General features: G+C 62.6%; 14 protein-coding genes. 5 read left to right on the plus strand and 9 right to left on the minus strand.

Going from position 1 to position 12,761, the window contains the following annotated elements; genetic code table 11:
* The first annotated feature begins 59 nt into the window (after nt 1-59).
* Nucleotides 60-239 carry a hypothetical protein gene (locus P3T17_RS24505; RefSeq protein WP_074263656.1) on the plus strand — a complete coding sequence of 60 codons (180 nt, stop codon included), beginning with the start codon at nt 60-62 and terminating at the stop codon, nt 237-239.
* Between the two features lie 148 nt (nt 240-387).
* On the opposite strand, the gene P3T17_RS24510 is transcribed toward P3T17_RS24505, so the two are convergent.
* Nucleotides 388-519, minus strand: coding sequence for a hypothetical protein (locus P3T17_RS24510; RefSeq protein WP_302050849.1), 132 nt, complete (start codon nt 517-519; stop codon nt 388-390).
* 580 nt (nt 520-1,099) lie between these two features.
* Nucleotides 1,100-2,107 carry a lipopolysaccharide heptosyltransferase I gene (waaC, locus tag P3T17_RS24515; protein WP_429409196.1) on the minus strand — a complete coding sequence of 336 codons (1,008 nt, stop codon included), beginning with the start codon at nt 2,105-2,107 and terminating at the stop codon, nt 1,100-1,102.
* 227 nt (nt 2,108-2,334) lie between these two features.
* Here waaC and P3T17_RS24520 point away from each other — a divergent pair, with 227 nt between their 5' ends.
* Nucleotides 2,335-3,732 (plus strand): chloride channel protein, encoded by a 1,398-nt coding sequence (locus P3T17_RS24520; protein WP_429409197.1) that lies wholly within the window; start codon nt 2,335-2,337, stop codon nt 3,730-3,732.
* Between the two features lie 81 nt (nt 3,733-3,813).
* Here P3T17_RS24520 and P3T17_RS24525 read toward each other — a convergent pair whose 3' ends face one another.
* The 6 genes from P3T17_RS24525 to map form a co-directional block, all read right to left on the minus strand.
* Nucleotides 3,814-4,122 (minus strand): YXWGXW repeat-containing protein, encoded by a 309-nt coding sequence (locus tag P3T17_RS24525; RefSeq protein WP_074263653.1) that lies wholly within the window; start codon nt 4,120-4,122, stop codon nt 3,814-3,816.
* Nucleotides 4,123-4,519: 397 nt separating this feature from the next.
* Nucleotides 4,520-4,774 carry a cell division topological specificity factor MinE gene (gene minE / locus P3T17_RS24530; protein ID WP_074263652.1) on the minus strand — a complete coding sequence of 85 codons (255 nt, stop codon included), beginning with the start codon at nt 4,772-4,774 and terminating at the stop codon, nt 4,520-4,522.
* A 14-nt stretch (nt 4,775-4,788) separates the two neighbouring features.
* A complete protein-coding gene (gene minD, locus P3T17_RS24535; protein ID WP_074263651.1) occupies nt 4,789-5,604 on the minus strand; it encodes a septum site-determining protein MinD in 816 nt (271 codons plus the stop codon).
* Between the two features lie 93 nt (nt 5,605-5,697).
* Nucleotides 5,698-6,585: a septum site-determining protein MinC gene (gene minC / locus P3T17_RS24540; RefSeq protein WP_429409198.1), complete on the minus strand. Its 888-nt coding sequence runs from the start codon at nt 6,583-6,585 to the stop codon at nt 5,698-5,700.
* A 157-nt stretch (nt 6,586-6,742) separates the two neighbouring features.
* On the minus strand, nt 6,743-7,276 hold the full coding sequence (locus tag P3T17_RS24545; RefSeq protein WP_074263649.1) for a GNAT family N-acetyltransferase: 534 nt from the start codon (nt 7,274-7,276) through the stop codon (nt 6,743-6,745).
* A gap of 133 nt (nt 7,277-7,409) precedes the next feature.
* Nucleotides 7,410-8,195 carry a type I methionyl aminopeptidase gene (gene map, locus P3T17_RS24550; protein WP_429409199.1) on the minus strand — a complete coding sequence of 262 codons (786 nt, stop codon included), beginning with the start codon at nt 8,193-8,195 and terminating at the stop codon, nt 7,410-7,412.
* Between the two features lie 428 nt (nt 8,196-8,623).
* On the opposite strand from map, the gene P3T17_RS24555 reads away from it, so the two are divergent.
* The 3 genes from P3T17_RS24555 to P3T17_RS24565 all read left to right on the plus strand — a co-directional run bounded on the left by P3T17_RS24555 (nt 8,624) and on the right by P3T17_RS24565 (nt 12,214).
* Nucleotides 8,624-9,616 carry a ferritin-like domain-containing protein gene (locus P3T17_RS24555; RefSeq protein ID WP_074263647.1) on the plus strand — a complete coding sequence of 331 codons (993 nt, stop codon included), beginning with the start codon at nt 8,624-8,626 and terminating at the stop codon, nt 9,614-9,616.
* A gap of 137 nt (nt 9,617-9,753) precedes the next feature.
* Nucleotides 9,754-11,058: an Nramp family divalent metal transporter gene (locus P3T17_RS24560; RefSeq protein WP_429409200.1), complete on the plus strand. Its 1,305-nt coding sequence runs from the start codon at nt 9,754-9,756 to the stop codon at nt 11,056-11,058.
* 118 nt (nt 11,059-11,176) lie between these two features.
* Nucleotides 11,177-12,214: an alpha/beta hydrolase gene (locus tag P3T17_RS24565; RefSeq protein WP_429409201.1), complete on the plus strand. Its 1,038-nt coding sequence runs from the start codon at nt 11,177-11,179 to the stop codon at nt 12,212-12,214.
* A 33-nt stretch (nt 12,215-12,247) separates the two neighbouring features.
* Here P3T17_RS24565 and P3T17_RS24570 read toward each other — a convergent pair whose 3' ends face one another.
* The gene (locus P3T17_RS24570) at nt 12,248-12,760 is read right to left on the minus strand and encodes a chalcone isomerase family protein (RefSeq protein WP_429409202.1); all 513 of its coding nucleotides are present in this window, start codon (nt 12,758-12,760) and stop codon (nt 12,248-12,250) included.
* Between the last annotated feature and the right edge of the window lies 1 nt (nt 12,761).

The raw sequence follows: 12,761 nt of genomic DNA on the forward strand, positions 1-12,761 counted from the left end.
GCACGTCTTTTTGACGTGCTTATACTCGAGCCAGATCCCCAGTGAGCCAGGAGGCAACCATGAGGCTGTATCTCCAGAACTCAGACGTCGTGATGATCATCGCGCTGGCACTTCTGTGCTCGCTGCTGCTGGCCATCCGCTTCCGCCCTTCGAGCTGGAAAGCCATTGTGCTGGAAGCACTCGCTGCCAATGCGGCGGCCATCGTCGCGGTGGTCGCATTCGAGATGATGCTTAGCTGATCCTCAACGAGGATCTGGCTAAACGCCATGCAGGCGACCGTCGCATGCCCGGTGCGTTCCGGCCATGCGACGGTTCTGCCCGCTGCCGGCTTTACAGCCCTCGCCTCCCATGTCGCGGCACACAACGTATGCGCGACTTCCCTGCTTATCAGTTGTAGTACCCGTGGTCGTGGTGGTAGTAGCCGCCGCCGTAATAACCCGGCGCCGGTGCGATCACACAGCCTCCCAGTGCAGCTGCCAGCAGCGCACCGGCAATCAAAGTCAGCGTCAAGCGTTTCACGTCGTTCTCCCTTCGTTTCGGTGGTATTCGAGTTCGCCTCGAATGAGATTGATTGGACACGAAGCGCACGTGCGCGGGCGTTGCATTTTGTAAGCGATGATGAGGGTTGCGTTACAGGTTTCGCGACCCGCAGCGGCTTCAATACAGGGCGCGGAGCAGGACCCATTGAGGTGTGGCCTGCATTCAGGCACTCTGTGTGAACTCGGTGGATGAATGGAACGCGTAAGCTGCGCGTCGGCGAACTACCAAATGCGACACTTTTAACAGCCGTGTAATGCGTGAAATGGGTGCCAGCCGAGTGGCAGTTGCATCGGCTTGCGTCTGCAACGCGCGGCCACATCGCGCAAAGGTGATTGAACTCGACGCACCGCGCGCAGTCTTTAAGGGTGTAGTTCTGTTGTGTTCATGTAGGATCCTCTCCGCCCGTCGTTCCCCGACGCGGGCGCTTTTAGAGGCGTGCCGTGGCAGCGTCCATACGATTGGGCGGACTGAGCGTCACGCCTTTTTTCTTGGGGCGAGGAAAGAGTGCCTGCTGTGGCACGCGCATTGGAGCGGCGGCAAGGCTGCTGCCTACGGACGATCAGACAGCGGTGGCGGAATGCGCTTGCGCGCCAGTGGGATGCGGTTCGCCATGCACGTAGTCGATCGCCTGGATCGCTTCGCTGACGGGCGGCACCGACAGGCCATCGCCGATCGAGATCGAGCGATGCGGCGCTTCGATACCGAAATGGTCGCGCGAGGTCGCGACAAAGATCATCACCGTGCGCTTTTGCAGCGCGTGAGCGACGTGGACAAAGCCGGTATCCGTACCGACCACAAGAGAACACGCATCGATCATCCGGGCGATCTCGGTGACGCTCATCTGCGGCAACACGGTCGCGCCCGGCACTTCTTTGGCAATTGCTTCGGCTTCCTCACGCTCGCGCGGCGAACCCCACGGCAGCACGATGCGAAACCCGCGCCGCGTCAGTTCGCGTCCTACCTCGCCCCAATGCTCGACCGGCCATTTCTTGTCGTCTTTGGAGGTGGCATGGAACAGCGCTGCGACAGGTGCGTCACCTGCCTCGAACGGTGTGGTACCGGTTTCGGGTAATTTCAGATCGAAGACAGGCTCGCCTTCGGGCTGGTAGCCGAGGGCCTCACCCGCGCTGATACGCATGCCTTCCCAGGCGCTGACGGGCGGACGAGGGCCGAACCGTGCCGTATAGGCGAACGATGCGCCCACCTCGCCGAGGTCCTTGTTGCGGTAGCCGACACGGCGCGACGAACGCGCGAGAAAGGCGATGATGGCGGTCTTGTAGACGCCCTGGATATCAATGATGCAATCGTAGCGGTAGGCGCGAAGCTCGCCGATGGAGGCGCCGATAGCCTTGAGGTCCGACCAGCGGCGCGCCTTCTTGAAGCGGCGCAGCGGTGCGCACAGGACGCGGTCCACACGCTGGCTCCAGTGGACCACTTCGGCAAACGCTTCGTCCGCCGCCCAGTCCACCTGCACCCCCGGAAATGCTCGCTTGATGTCGGCAATAACCGGAAGGGCTTCGACAATATCGCCCAGGGAAGTCACCTTGACGATAAGAATTCGCTTCATTAGTAGCCCGTCACAGTATCGATCGCGGCGCTTATTATAGCCGACCGCGTTTTCGTCACATACGCCCGGCGGCGCGCTGTGCGGAGCGCGGCCAGCCAAAGGTACATCTCGAAATGGCACGCAGCAGCGCTCTCGGGCACTATCCGTCGCATTTATTTCAATATCCTTTCACGGTCGCGCGAGGTGATCGATCGGTATAATTCACGCTTTGCCTGAGCGCTCATCTAATGCGGGCATTCCCACCTCTTCCCTCCAACGTCATCCGGCGCACGCGCCGCCTGTGGCGCCAATACGGTGTGTTCTGGCTCGGCGCCATCGCCGTCGGTCTGATCGCGGTGTTCTACGCCCGCCTCATCAACTTCGGCTTCGACCAGTTCAGCGCCATGCAACACCGGCATGTGTGGCTGCCGCTGATTGTGACTCCCGCGATTTCAGCCTTGTGCGTATGGCTCACGCGCACATTCTTTCGCGGCGCGGAGGGCAGCGGCATTCCGCAAGTCATTGCCACGCTGCACGCCAAACCCTCTGAATATGGCTCGCGGCTGCTGTCGTTCCGGATCCTGTTCGGCAAGATCGCCGTGTCGTTCCTCGCTATCCTCGGTGGCTTTACGATTGGTCGCGAAGGACCGACAGTCCAGGTGGGCGCCGCGCTGATGTTCAACCTGCGCCGCTTCTACCCGCGCTCAAACGCGCTGATCGAGCGGCAGCTCGTGCTGGCCGGCGCAGCGGCGGGCTTGTCCGCAGCATTTAACACGCCGCTGGCAGGGATCGTGTTCGCCATCGAGGAACTCACCCGCAGCTTCGAGGCGCGCGCAAGCGGTGTGCTGATTACGGCCATCATCATCGCCGGTGTGATCGCCCTTGGGCTGAACGGCAACTACACCTATTTCGGCACGATCCAGATTGGTACGCATTTCCCGGATCTGCTCGCCGTGGCTGTGGTGCTCACGGCTGTCGTCACCGGTATCGCCGGCGGCTTCTTCTGCTGGCTGCTGCTCAACACGGCGCGCTGGATTCCCGCGCCGCTGCGCAAGCTCCATAGCGAGCGGCCGGTTCTCTTCGCCGCGCTGTGTGGGCTGGTGATCGCTGTTGTCGGTTTGATCTCGGGCGGCTTGACCTTCGGCAGCGGCTACGCGGAGGCGCGTGGTCTGCTCGACGGCAGCGAGCATCTGTCGGTGTTCTATCCGTTTCTGAAGCTCATCTCGATGGTCGGCTCGTATCTGCCAGGCATTCCGGGCGGCATCTTCGCGCCGTCGCTGTCGATCGGTGCAGGCTTCGGCAATCTGCTGCATATGGTGTTCGGCAGCATGCAACTGCAGATGCTGATCGCGCTCGCCATGGTGGGCTACCTGGCCGCCGTCACCCAGGCGCCGATTACGTCGTTCGTGATCGTGATGGAAATGATCAACGGCCACGCCCTCGTGATCTCGCTGATGGCGACGGCGCTGATCGCGAGCCGCGTATCGCGTCTCTTTGCGCCGCCGCTGTATGAAGCGTTATCGCAGCGCTATATGGCGCCTTTGCCGCAACCCGCGCCTGTGCCGGTACCGGAAGTGCCCGAGGCTCTCGTGGATGAGGAGCCCGAGGCAAACACGGCTGATGAGGCCGACGCGCCGCCGCGCTAGGTCGAGCCTGGCTCAAGCGGCGCTCACGCTGTGCCGGACAGCGCCGGCGCGTCGCAACCGCAACGCGCTGCTGCCAAAAGCTTAGCCCCAGTGGCCTTCAACCCAGCGGTAGTTCGGACCATGGGCGACCCAGTGGCCAGGCACCCAGTGATAGCCGACACGCTCGGGCTGCCAGTGGCCCGGCACCCACACGTAGCGACCGTGGTCCCAACGCCAGTGACCCTGATCCCATACAAAGCCATGGCGCGGCGCAGGCACGGCTTCATAACGCACGGGCGGCGGAGCCGACGGCGCCACCACAACGACCTGTGCGGATGCCGAACCGACAGCCGCTGCGCCCGCCGCAACCAGCACAATCTGAGCGACCAGCAAACGAAGATTCCTGTTCATATTCCCCTCTTTCTTAAAAGCACCGGTGGTGGTGGTGTCCGTTTAATGCGCGAGACCGCGTTTTGGCTGACATGCCGGACGTAACGCCTGTCCCTCAAGTGCAACCGAATATTTCCGGCGGCGCCAGTGTGATAAAGAACCGCGACAGGGCCGTGTCAAGAGGCACCCAGCACTACCAGTGCGGACGCGTAGCGACGCCTCGCGGCAACAGAATCGCAGCGGGCGGCATTGAGCATTCGAGGGGAGCACACGGAGACACGAAAACCGGCAGCGGAACCGCTGCACGAAAGCGTACGACATCACGCAACACGGTGGCAAGACCCGCGTTACACCCCCTGCCCGTCACGATGCCGGACAGGGAGCGCATAAAACATCATACAGACCGCCCTTGCGGCAATCAGGCCTGCGGAATCTCGATCTTGACCTCGAGTACTTCGAGGTCGTCCTGGCGCTCGAGGCTGACGCGAATATCCTCATCGGAAATCTTCACGTACTTGGAAATCACGGCGACGAGTTCGCGTTGCAACGCTGGCAGATAATCGGCAGGCGCATGGCCGCCGGCGCGCTCATGCGCGATGATCAACTGCAGGCGTTCCTTCGCTATTGACGCGGACTTCTTCTTCTCGCCCAGCAAAAACGAAAGAATCGACATTACGTGCGCTCCCCTTACTTGGTGCCGAAGAGGCGCTGCAGGAGGCCTGGCTTCTGGTAATCGGTAAAGCGAAGCGATTTCTGCTCGCCGAGGAAACGCGACACAACATCCTTGTAGGCTTCAGCGACATCGGTGCCGTCGAGGTGCACGGCCGGCAGCCCCTGGTTCGACGCATGCAGCACCGCTTCCGATTCCGGAATCACGCCGATCAGATCGATGCGCAAGATCTCCTGAATATCGGTGAGCGAGAGCATTTCGCCTTCGCTCACACGCTTCGGGTTGTAGCGCGTGATCAGCAGATGTTCCTTGATCGGCTCCTTGCTTTCGATCGCGCGCTTGGTCTTCGACGACAGGATACCGAGAATCCGGTCCGAGTCGCGCACGGAGGAGACTTCCGGGTTCGTCACGATCAGCGCTTCGTCGGCGAAGTGCATTGCCAGCAGAGCACCCGATTCGATACCGGCCGGCGAATCGCAGACGATATATTCGAAGTCCATCGCGATCAGATCGTTGATGACCTTTTCCACACCTTCCATGGTCAGCGCGTCTTTGTCACGCGTCTGCGAGGCCGGCAGGATGAACAGGTTCTCGCATTTCTTGTCCTTGATGAGCGCCTGATTCAGGTTGGCTTCGCCCTGGATCACGTTGATCAGGTCGTACACCACACGACGTTCGCAGCCCATGATGAGGTCGAGGTTACGCAGGCCGACGTCGAAGTCGATCACGGCGGTTTTGTGGCCCCGTAACGCCAGGGCCGATGCAAAACTCGCGCTCGTGGTCGTCTTGCCCACGCCACCCTTGCCCGATGTCACCACAATGATTTTTGCCATTACCCTTACCCTGAGTTCGTCAATTTCGTTCAAATAAGTCCGGCGGCAGCCAGATCCCAGGCACGCGCCGGGCGCGGCGCGCGCAACCGGTGATCAGGTGAGACGCAGCGGTTCAATCATCAGCTTTTCTTCATCGAGCCAAATCTGCACCGGCTTGCCGAGCACGTCGGCCGGCAGCGGGTTCTCGGTCGTACGGTAGATACCGGCGATCGAGATCAGTTCCGGCTCCAGACACGTGCAGAAAATGCGCGCGTCGTGGTTGCCCTGCACACCGGCCAAGGCCCGGCCGCGCAACGGCGCGTAAATATGGATATTGCCTTCGGCGATCACTTCCGCCCCGTAGCTCACGAGGCCCAGCACCACCAGATCGCCCTTCGCGTAGATGCGCTGGCCGGAGCGCAGCGGCTTGTCGACCACCGTGGTTGTCGACGAGGTGACCAGCTTCGCGGGGTCGGCTGGCGCTGCCGCCTGGGTGCCCGCGGTAGGGCCGGCCGCCACAACTTCGACGGAGGCTGCCGGCGCGTCGATCGGCAATTCCCCCTGCACCGGAGCGGTGCTCTCGCCACTGTTGCCACTGTTGCCGCGCTCGCCACCCTCCGGCGCTGCGCCGCTCTCAGCACCCTGCGCGCCCTCTTCGGCTCCCGGCCTGGCGCCCGCTGCTCCGCGCCGGTCGCGCGCTTCGAGCAGCGGCAACGCGGACTCGGCAGCCCAGCCCTGCTGCGGATTCGCTACCACGCCCACCGGGCGCATCCGCACGCTGTCGAGCAGTTGCGAGATCTCGGCGAGCGGCACGCGCTCGTCGTCGGCAAGGCGGCGCACGTCGATTGCGACGACGTCGTTAGCGAAGAATTCGGGGGTCGCTTCGAAGCGCCGGGTCAGTTCGGCACGCATGGCGTCGAGGTCGGTCGTCTTGACCACGAACAGGAGCGTGTCGACAGTGCCACTGCGGAGTTCGAAAAATGGCGATTTCTTGGGCGACATAGCGTTCGACAAAAAATTTTGCGTATTTTACAGGCGTCCACGCGTGGAGCCAGTATTTTCGGCGAGAGGGATAAATGCCGCTGCCCAACCGGCGACGGCGGACGCAACAGCAGCGTAGGCAGGAAGGGAGCGGCGCCCGGCGGGACCGCTCGGCGGATCACTGGGAGGAGGCTTGCGAGGCGCGCTGTACGTGGCGCACCAGCAGGCTTTCCGACTGGTCGGGCCAGCGTGCCGTGCGGGCATGCTCGCCGGTCGGGCCGAAGCCGAGGCGCTCGTAAAAGCGCATCGCCGTGCGATTGGCGTCGGCCACCCATGCGTAGATTTCCTCGGCGCCTTCAGCGGCCAGCCACTCGCTGGCGGTATTGACGAGCAGCTCGCCGCCGCGGAGATGACGCACCGCAGGCGCCACCCACAGCTCGCCTACAAAGGCACGGCGCGCGGCGCTGTCTTCGAAATGCGCTTCGATCAGCCCGGCGGGATGGCCCTCGGTATAGAGAATGAACGACGTAGCCACCGTCGAGACCGCGTGGCTGGCAGCGGTAGCATCGAAGCTTGCGGCGTCGACCGACAGGGCATCCTCGAGCGTCTCGCCGAAGGCATAGGGTGCCTCCCGCAGCGACGCAGTACGGAGTTCGCGGAATACTGCGCCCTGCTCAGCGGCGATGCGGCGAACGGTCAATGACGGACTCATGCAGACGAAAACCCCTTGAAACACTAAGGCGTAGCTTTAACCGAACCGGCGCGGGAGTCAAATCCTTATTTTCCGGATCTGTGGGCGAGCGCCCTTGACGACAACCGCTTATCTCTTCTCTCTCGGGGGATCTTCACGGCGCCTGATAGCTGCCCGTGCCGTCCGGCCAGGGCGTCAACAGCTCGAAACCGTCTTCCGTGACGGCGACCATGTGCTCCCATTGCGCAGACAACGAACGGTCTTTGGTAACCACCGTCCAGCCGTCGCGCAGGACCGTGGTGCCCGCGCGTCCCGCGTTGATCATCGGCTCGATCGTGAACACCATGCCCGGCCTCAGACGGATACCCTGCCCCGGCTGGCCGTAGTGCAGCACCTGTGGATCTTCGTGATACACCTTGCCGATGCCATGCCCACAGTAGTCGCGCACGATCGAAAAACCGTCGCGCTGTGCGGTCTTCTGGATCGCATGGCCCACATCGCCGAGCGTCGCGCCCGGCTTTACCTGACGCATGCCAGCGATCATCGCCTCATAGGTGGTGTCGATCAGTTGCCGCGCCACTGTGCTCGGCTTGCCGACGCAATACATGCGGCTGGTGTCGCCGAAATAGCCATCCTTGATCACGGCCACGTCGATATTGATGATATCGCCGTCCTTGAGGACTTCGGTCCGGTTAGGGATGCCGTGGCAAACCACCTGGTTCACGGAGGTGCAGACCGTCTTTGGAAATCCCAGGTAGCCGACATTCGCCGGAACCGCTTTCTGGGTATTGACGATGTAGTCGTTACACAGCGCGTCAAGTTCGTCCGTCGAGATACCGGCCTGCACGTGTTCGCCGATCATCGCGAGGACGTCGGCCGCGAGGCGTCCCGCTATTCGCAGCGCGGCGATGTCCTCGGGAGTCTTGTAGGTAATGGCCATGAAGTCGGGGCAGGTTCGTGAACGCGCGGCGGCAAAGCAGTTGCCTGCGTTCGTGTGAAGAAGGCAAACCGGCTGGGTGCGCGGCGCCGCGTAGCACTCGCGCGGGCAACCCGATCCGGTCATCGATCAGGGGAATTGTACAGAGGATGGCGGCAGGGGCTAGCGCAAGCCGCCCCCGCGCTTTCGCAAGGAATGCTGCGAACGCACGCAAATATCTTTTGCGCGCGCTGCATCCATGGACGGACTCGACTCGTAAAGTTCGTTGAGGACTCGCCTTTTCTCAGTCGTCGCTAAAGCTTCGTCCGAGAGCAGCGATGCGTCTTCATGTCCGCGATTTGCGCATGTGCATCGCGTCAGTTGTCCTGTTGTGTACGCGTTTGCGTCGCAAATGGCGTGGCTTTCCTGAGGTCTATCTGAGGAGCACGGTCATGTCCGAAAAGTCAGAAAGCAGCCAGAGTAATTCAGCACAACTAATCGATACATTCGAGCGCCGGGTGCAGCGACGCACACAACGCAGACAATTTTTCCGCAATGCAGGCGGCCTGAGTCTTGGCCTCGTGGGTGGCACGCTGATCAGCGCTTGCGGCGGTGGATCCGGCGTCTCGTCGATGGCTCAGTCCACCGCGCCGACCGACGAAGAGATTCTCAACTTCGCGCTCAATCTCGAGTACCTCGAAGCACAGTTCTATACCTATGCGACAACGGGTAGCGGACTTCCAGCCAGCATGCTCAGCGGCGTCGGCACGCAAGGCACCGTCATCGCGGGTGCGCAAGTGCCGTTCCAGGATCCTGTCGTGCAGGCCTACGCAAACGAGATCGCCAACGACGAACGCGAACACGTGGCGTTCCTGCGCACCGCGCTGGGTTCGTCGGCGGTGGCCATGCCGTCCATCGACGTGAGCGGCACCAACCCTAACGGTGCGTTCTCGGTAGCAGCGCGCGCGGCAGGTCTCGTCGCGGCGGGCGTCGCGTTCGACCCCTATGCGAGCGACAACAACTTTCTGCTCGGCGCGTTCATCTTCGAGGACGTCGGCGTGACGGCCTATAAAGGCGCGGCACCGTTGCTCGCGAGCAAGACCTTCCTGAGCGCCGCGGCCGGCATCCTCGCAGCGGAGGCTTATCACGCGGGCCTCGTGCGCACGACGCTATACGCGAAAGGGCTCGATACGGCGAGCCTGATCACCGCAGCCAATGCCATCTCCGCAGCGCGCGACAGTCTCGATCAGGTCGGCAACGACGATCAGGGCATCACCGGCGCTACCGCAGGTACGTCCAACATCGTTCCGCTCGACAGCAACGGCCTCGCGTTCGGACGCACCTATTCAGATGTGCTGAACATCGTGTACCTGACCAGTACGGCGGCAGTGAAAGGCGGATTCTTCCCGAACGGCGTGAATGGCTCGCTCAACATGAGCGGCTGACATCGGCGGCTGAAAAGCTGCTGCTCACATCACCCGAGATACCGGCAACGGGCCGCCTCGACGGCGTTCGTGATCCCCGTTGGCCGGAGTTCCATCCATAACCGCTTGACCCGGGTTGACGACACACAGGAGATGTCATGAACGAAGCCATGAGTCCAGCGGTCGTGCCGCAGACGCTGACCGAGCAGACTTGTTTCCGTATTAGCGAAGCTCTCGCCGGACGCCGCCGCGGCCCGCGTGTGATGTTGTCGTTTGTCGGGCCGGCCGTGGTTGCATCCATTGCCTACATGGACCCGGGCAACTTCGCGACCAACATTCAGGCAGGCGCGGGCTACGGTTATTCGCTGCTTTGGGTGGTGGCCGTGGCGAATATCGTCGCCATGCTGTTCCAGGCGATGTCCGCCAAACTTGGCCTCGTCACCGGTCGCAATCTCGCCGAGTTGTGCCGCGAGTCGCTGCCGCGCCGTTATGTCTACGGTATGTGGGGTTTGAGCGAGATCGCCGCGATGGCGACCGATCTTGCGGAATTCGTCGGCGGCGCTATCGGGGTTTCACTGCTGCTGCATCTGCCGATGATGGCCAGCATGCTGGTCACCGGCGCGGTCACCTTTGGGCTGCTGCAATTCGAACGCAAGGGCTTTCGCCCGCTCGAACTGGTCATCGCCGCACTGGTCGGCGTCATCGGCCTGTCGTATCTGGCCGAATTGCTGATCGCACCGGTGCACTGGCCGTCAGTATTCCTGCATACCTTCAAGCCGAGCATCCCCGATAGCAACGCGCTGACCATTTCAGTCGGCATTATCGGCGCGACCGTGATGCCGCACGTTCTGTTTTTGCACTCGGGCCTCACGCAGAATCGTGTGACGCCGCGCAACGAGCTCGAACGCTCCAGGCTGCTGAAGTTTTCCAATATCGAGGTCGTGCTTGCTCTCGGCGTTGCGGGTCTGATCAACATGGCGATGGTCATTATGGCGTCAAGTGCGTTTCATCAGGGCCACTCGGACATCGCCAGCATCGAGACCGCCTGGCATACACTGACGCCCCTGCTAGGAGGAGCGGCGGCGGGCCTGTTTCTCGCTGCCCTGATCGCCTCCGGAATTTCGAGCTCGGTAGTCGGCACGATGGCCGGCCAGATGATCATGCAGGGGTTTGTCGGCTTTCGTATTCCAGTTGGCGTGCGCCGCCTCGTCACCATGGTGCCGGCCTTTGCAGTGGTGGCCTGGGGTGTCGACGCGACCAGGGCGCTGGTGTTAAGCCAGGTGGTATTGAGCGTTGCGCTGCCGGTGCCGATGATCGCACTGCTGTGGTTCACTTCGCGTCGCGATCTGATGGGCATCTACAGGAACAGCCGGCTGACGAATGTTGCCGCCGTGGTCGGCACGGTCGCCGTGCTGGCTTTGAACGGCGTGCTGCTGGCTCAGGCAGCGGGAGTTTCGCTCTAGCCGATATCGCCCACGCCCCGGGCAAAGGAAAACGCCGCGCGCGAGCCGGCTTGCATCCGCCGACGGCTGCCGTGCGTAGATAGTACGAAACCCGCCCTTCGGACTATGACCCCCTCCTATGCCTCGACGCCTGCTTACCTTGACCGCCGCGCTCGCGTTCACCGCGCTCGGCGGCTGCAGTGGAACCGCCATGCTCAATGCCGCGGTGCCGCGCCAAACGTTCCGCGCCAGCACGGCCATCCCTTACGGCAGCGACGCGCGCCAGAAACTCGATGTCTACGAGCCGTTCGAAGCGACAGCGGCAGCGTCCCCGCACGGCCGGCCTGTGGTCGTGTTCTTCTATGGCGGCAGTTGGCAGAACGGCGAGCGCGGCGACTATCTGTTCGTCGGCGAGGCGCTCGCTTCGCGCGGCTTCGTCGCCGTCCTGCCTGACTATCGAACCTGGCCGGAGGTCCGGTTCCCAGGTTTTGTAGAGGACGCAGCCGCGGCAGTACGCTGGGCGCGCGACCATGCCGCTGAGTTCGGCGGCGATCCGTCGCGCATCTTCCTGATGGGACACTCCGCGGGAGCGCACATTGCCGTACTGTTGGCGACGGACGGCCACTATCTGGCCGCGCAGCAGATGAGCAAGCGCGACCTGAGCGGTGTAATCGGCCTCGCGGGACCCTATGATTTCTTGCCGCTCACCGATCCGGTACTGAAGAACGTCTTTCCGGCACCGCTGCGGGCCGCCAGCCAACCCATCAACTTCGTGAGCGGCGACGAGCCGCCGATGTTCCTCGCCGCCGGCAAGCGCGACACCACCGTCGACCCCGGCAACACAGACCGTCTTGCTGCGAAGTTACGAGCGGCCGGCGATACCGTCGAGGTGAAGCACTACCCTGTAGTTGGACATGCGCTGCTAGTTGCTGCGCTTGCCGCGCCGTTGCGGTTTTTTGCGCCTGTGCTGGCCGATTCCAGCCGGTTCATCGATGCCGAAAGCGGGCAGGCGGCGCAACGCGGCAACGACTCAACGCAGGCCACGGTATATGGAGGCAATGTGTATCCACTGAATTCACTGCATCCTGTTCATGCGGACACCGTGCGAGCCGCTTCCTCTGCGCGTGCGCCAGCGGTGGCCTCGGGAAGTTCTTCGTCGTCGGGTCACGCGGAGTAAAGCCCGACGCGCTTCTACGTAGATGCCCGCGCGTTATTGCAGGTCGCCAAGCAAATGCTTGCGCAGCGAAGGCGCACGTGTGGACGGATCAAGCCAGATGCCAAAGAACGCGCGCGCAAACGTGGGATCATCGAACTCGCCGGTCTCGCGCTCCCCTGCGTAAAAGCGCACGCCCTTGCCCGGCAGAAACACTGCGCTCAACTCATCGCCAGGCTCCACGTCGACGAACGCGCGCAGCATATCTTCGCGCCATTGATCGAGCGTCTCCGGTGGAATCGGCGCCTCCGCCTGACGTTTGATTTCGTCGATACCCGTGTCGGCAAGCCGCTTGCCCTTGATACTGCGCGTATAGACGATATGCAGCGCAAAGCGCTCGTCATAGTCCACCGGCACGCGTTCGCTCCACAATTGCGCGCGATACAGACTGAAGCCGAATACGCGGAAATCGCCCTCGCCGACAAGCCGCGCAGACTGCACGTCGCTGCGCCAGTCGGCGCTCGCCGAAGCGGCCCACAACAGCAGCACTAAAGCGACGAGCGAGCGCATC

The organism is Paraburkholderia sp. GAS82, assembly GCF_050436285.1.
Taxonomy (GTDB): domain Bacteria; phylum Pseudomonadota; class Gammaproteobacteria; order Burkholderiales; family Burkholderiaceae; genus Paraburkholderia; species Paraburkholderia phenazinium_B.

What these genes read in the sequence shown, in the direction of transcription:
- P3T17_RS24520 (WP_429409197.1), top strand. Translation starts at nt 2,335, where the DNA reads ATGCGGGCATTCCCACCTCTTCCCTCCAACGTCATCCGGCGCACGCGC.
- P3T17_RS24555 (WP_074263647.1), top strand. Translation starts at nt 8,624, where the DNA reads ATGTCCGAAAAGTCAGAAAGCAGCCAGAGTAATTCAGCACAACTAATC.
- P3T17_RS24565 (WP_429409201.1), top strand. Translation starts at nt 11,177, where the DNA reads ATGCCTCGACGCCTGCTTACCTTGACCGCCGCGCTCGCGTTCACCGCG.
- minE (WP_074263652.1), bottom strand. Translation starts at nt 4,774, where the DNA reads ATGTCGATTCTTTCGTTTTTGCTGGGCGAGAAGAAGAAGTCCGCGTCA.
- P3T17_RS24545 (WP_074263649.1), bottom strand. Translation starts at nt 7,276, where the DNA reads ATGAGTCCGTCATTGACCGTTCGCCGCATCGCCGCTGAGCAGGGCGCA.
- waaC (WP_429409196.1), bottom strand. Translation starts at nt 2,107, where the DNA reads ATGAAGCGAATTCTTATCGTCAAGGTGACTTCCCTGGGCGATATTGTC.
- minD (WP_074263651.1), bottom strand. Translation starts at nt 5,604, where the DNA reads ATGGCAAAAATCATTGTGGTGACATCGGGCAAGGGTGGCGTGGGCAAG.
- minC (WP_429409198.1), bottom strand. Translation starts at nt 6,585, where the DNA reads ATGTCGCCCAAGAAATCGCCATTTTTCGAACTCCGCAGTGGCACTGTC.
- P3T17_RS24570 (WP_429409202.1), bottom strand. Translation starts at nt 12,760, where the DNA reads ATGCGCTCGCTCGTCGCTTTAGTGCTGCTGTTGTGGGCCGCTTCGGCG.
- P3T17_RS24505 (WP_074263656.1), top strand. Translation starts at nt 60, where the DNA reads ATGAGGCTGTATCTCCAGAACTCAGACGTCGTGATGATCATCGCGCTG.
- map (WP_429409199.1), bottom strand. Translation starts at nt 8,195, where the DNA reads ATGGCCATTACCTACAAGACTCCCGAGGACATCGCCGCGCTGCGAATA.
- P3T17_RS24560 (WP_429409200.1), top strand. Translation starts at nt 9,754, where the DNA reads ATGAACGAAGCCATGAGTCCAGCGGTCGTGCCGCAGACGCTGACCGAG.
- P3T17_RS24525 (WP_074263653.1), bottom strand. Translation starts at nt 4,122, where the DNA reads ATGAACAGGAATCTTCGTTTGCTGGTCGCTCAGATTGTGCTGGTTGCG.